The sequence below is a fragment of the Trebonia sp. genome, from assembly GCF_049794275.1.
Taxonomy (GTDB): Bacteria; Actinomycetota; Actinomycetes; order Streptosporangiales; family Streptosporangiaceae; genus Trebonia.
On the sequence record NZ_JBARCR010000619.1, the window covers coordinates 1 to 2850 of the forward strand.

Genomic DNA, 2850 nt, shown 5'->3' on the forward strand with positions numbered 1-2850 from the left:
CGCGCTCTACCCGACCTACGTGATGCCCGGCTGGCTGCAGGCCGTCAGCAAGGTGAACCCGCTCACCTACCAGGTCGAGGCGCTCCGCGGCCTGCTGATCGGCTGGCCTACCACGCTGTGGCTGGACGTCGTGGTCCTGGTGGGCGCGATGCTCGCCAGCATCACCTGCGCTTCGCTGCTACTGCCGAGGCTGGCGAATCGCTAGCGGCAGAAGAGGTTATGTGCGACGGCGCCGCAGCTCAGCCTCCGCAGACGGGGGCGCTGCGTGGCGAGCAATCCACTCGCGGACGGGGGCACCGCGTGGCGCAGCGCCGCCGCACAGCGTCACAATACAAGCTTGCGGATACCCAAACAAGTCGTGACATCCAGGGACAATCTCGCGGCCTCCTAGGATGGGGGCATGGCTGAGTTTTCCTTCACCGAACTTCTTCCGCTGGGGCACGACGACACCACCTACCGGAAGATCGCTGACGGCGGGGTGGAGACCACGGGCGCGTTCGGAAAAACTTTTCTTGACGTTGATCCTGAAGCGCTCACCTTGCTGAGCCGGACGGCGATGCGCGACATCTCCCACCTGCTGCGGCCGTCCCACTTGCGGCAGCTGCGGGCGATCCTCGACGACCCGGAGGCCAGCCCCAACGACCGGTACGTCGCCCGTGACCTGCTGCAGAACGCGAATATCGCCGCCGGGGGCGTGCTGCCGATGTGCCAGGACACCGGGACCGCCATCGTGATGGGCAAGCGCGGCCAGCAGGTACTCACCGACGGACGTGATGAAGAACACATCGCCCGCGGCATCTACGACGCGTACACGACGCTCAACCTGCGCTACTCGCAGATGGCGCCGCTGACCATGTGGGACGAGAAGAACACCGGGTCCAACCTGCCGGCGCAGATCGAGCTGTACGCCACCGACGGCGACGCGTACAAGTTCCTGTTCATGGCCAAGGGCGGCGGGTCGGCGAACAAGTCGTACCTGTACCAGGAGACCAAAGCGGTGCTCAACCCGACGCGGATGGCGTCGTTCCTCGAGGAGAAGATCCGGACGATCGGGACGTCGGCGTGCCCGCCGTACCACCTGGCGATCGTCGTCGGCGGGACCAGCGCGGAGTACGCGCTGAAGACGGCCAAGTACGCCTCGGCCCGGTACCTCGACACGCTGCCGGCCTCGGGTTCGCCGGACGGGCACGGGTTCAGGGACCTGGAACTCGAGGCCGTTGTCCTGGACATCACCAGGAAGATCGGGATCGGCGCGCAGTTCGGCGGCAAGTACTTCTGCCACGACGTGCGCGTGATCCGGCTGCCCAGGCACGGCGCGTCCTGTCCGGTCGCGATCGCGGTGTCGTGTTCGGCTGACCGGCAGGCGCTGGCGAAGATCACGGCCGGCGGCGTGTTCCTCGAGCAGCTCGAGACCGACCCGGCGCAGTACCTGCCGGACCCCGCTACGGTCACCGCCGACAGCGCGGAGGTCGTGGCGATCGACCTGAACAGGCCGATGGCGGAGATCAGGGCCGAACTGTCGAAGTACCCGGTCAAGACGCGGCTCGCGCTGACCGGGTCGATGGTCGTCGCCCGCGACATCGCGCACGCGAAGATCGCCGAGCGGCTCGACGCCGGCGAGCCCATGCCTTCTTATATGCGCGACCATCCCGTGTACTACGCGGGGCCGGCCAAGACCCCCGCCGGGTACGCGTCCGGGTCGTTCGGGCCGACGACGGCCGGGCGGATGGACTCCTATGTTGAACGGTTCCAGTCAGCGGGCGGGTCTTTCGTTATGCTGGCCAAGGGCAACAGGTCCACGGGGGTGACCGAGGCGTGCAAACGGCACGGCGGGTTCTACCTCGGCTCGATCGGCGGTGCGGCGGCGCGGCTTGCGCAGGACTGCATCACCAAGGTCGAAGTGCTGGAATACCCGGAACTCGGCATGGAGGCGGTGTGGAGGATAGAGGTCCGCGACTTCCCCGCGTTCATCATCGTGGACGACAAGGGCAACGACTTCTTCGCCGAGGCGTCGGGTCCGCTCCTCTCCATCGGCAGCCACCCCTGAACGCTGGTATGGTCCGGCTATGCCCCCAATGACAGGGCGGGTCATCGCCGGGCGGTACATTCTCGACCAGCCGATCGGCCGTGGCGCCATGGGCGTCGTGTGGCGCGGCCGGGACCAGCTCCTCGATCGTGAGGTGGCGGTCAAGGAGGTCGTGCTCTCCTCTTCTATCGGGTTGGACGAGCGGAAGAACGCCTACCAGCGGACGCTCCGCGAGGCGCGTACCGCCGCGCGGCTTTCGCACCGCGGCGTGGTCACGGTCTTCGACGTGGCCGAAGAAGACGGACGTCCGTGGATCGTCATGGAACTCGTCCCGTCGCGGTCTCTCGACCAGGTGCTGACCGTGGAGAAGCGGCTGACACCGCTGCGCGCCGGGCGGATCGGCCAGCAGCTGCTGGCGGCGCTCGCGGCCGCGCACGCCGTCGGGGTGCTGCACAGGGACGTGAAGCCGAGCAACGTGCTGATCGCCAGGGAACGGTCCGGTGGCGAGTGGGACGAGCGGGCGGTCCTGACCGACTTCGGCATCGCGCAGTTCGCGGGCGATCCGCGGCTGACGCAGACCGGGATGGTCATGGGCTCCCCCGGGTTCACCGCGCCGGAGCGGATCCGCGGCGGCTCCGCGACGCCCGCGTCCGACCTGTGGTCGCTCGGCGCCACGATCTACGCGGCGGTCGAAGGGAGCGGGCCGTACGAGCAGCGCGGCGGCGCGATCACCACGATGTCCGCCATCATCAACGAGGACGCCCCCGTCGCGTCTAGCTCAAGCCGGCTCGCCCCGCTGATCGCGGCGCTGCTGCGCCGAGACC

The 2850-nt window shown here is 68.3% G+C and carries 2 protein-coding genes and 1 pseudogene; all 3 read left to right on the plus strand.

Features of this window, described 5'->3' with window-relative positions:
• A pseudogene (locus WA805_RS16595) lies at positions 1 to 205 on the plus strand (ABC transporter permease); the annotation flags it as partial.
• Positions 206 to 400: 195 nt separating this feature from the next.
• On the plus strand, positions 401 to 2047 hold the full coding sequence (locus tag WA805_RS16600) for a fumarate hydratase (protein ID WP_425242788.1): 1647 nt from the start codon (positions 401 to 403) through the stop codon (positions 2045 to 2047).
• A 19-nt stretch (positions 2048 to 2066) separates the two neighbouring features.
• Positions 2067 to 2850, plus strand: a 784-nt coding sequence (locus WA805_RS16605; RefSeq protein WP_425242789.1) for a serine/threonine-protein kinase, incomplete at its 3' end; no start/stop codon positions are given.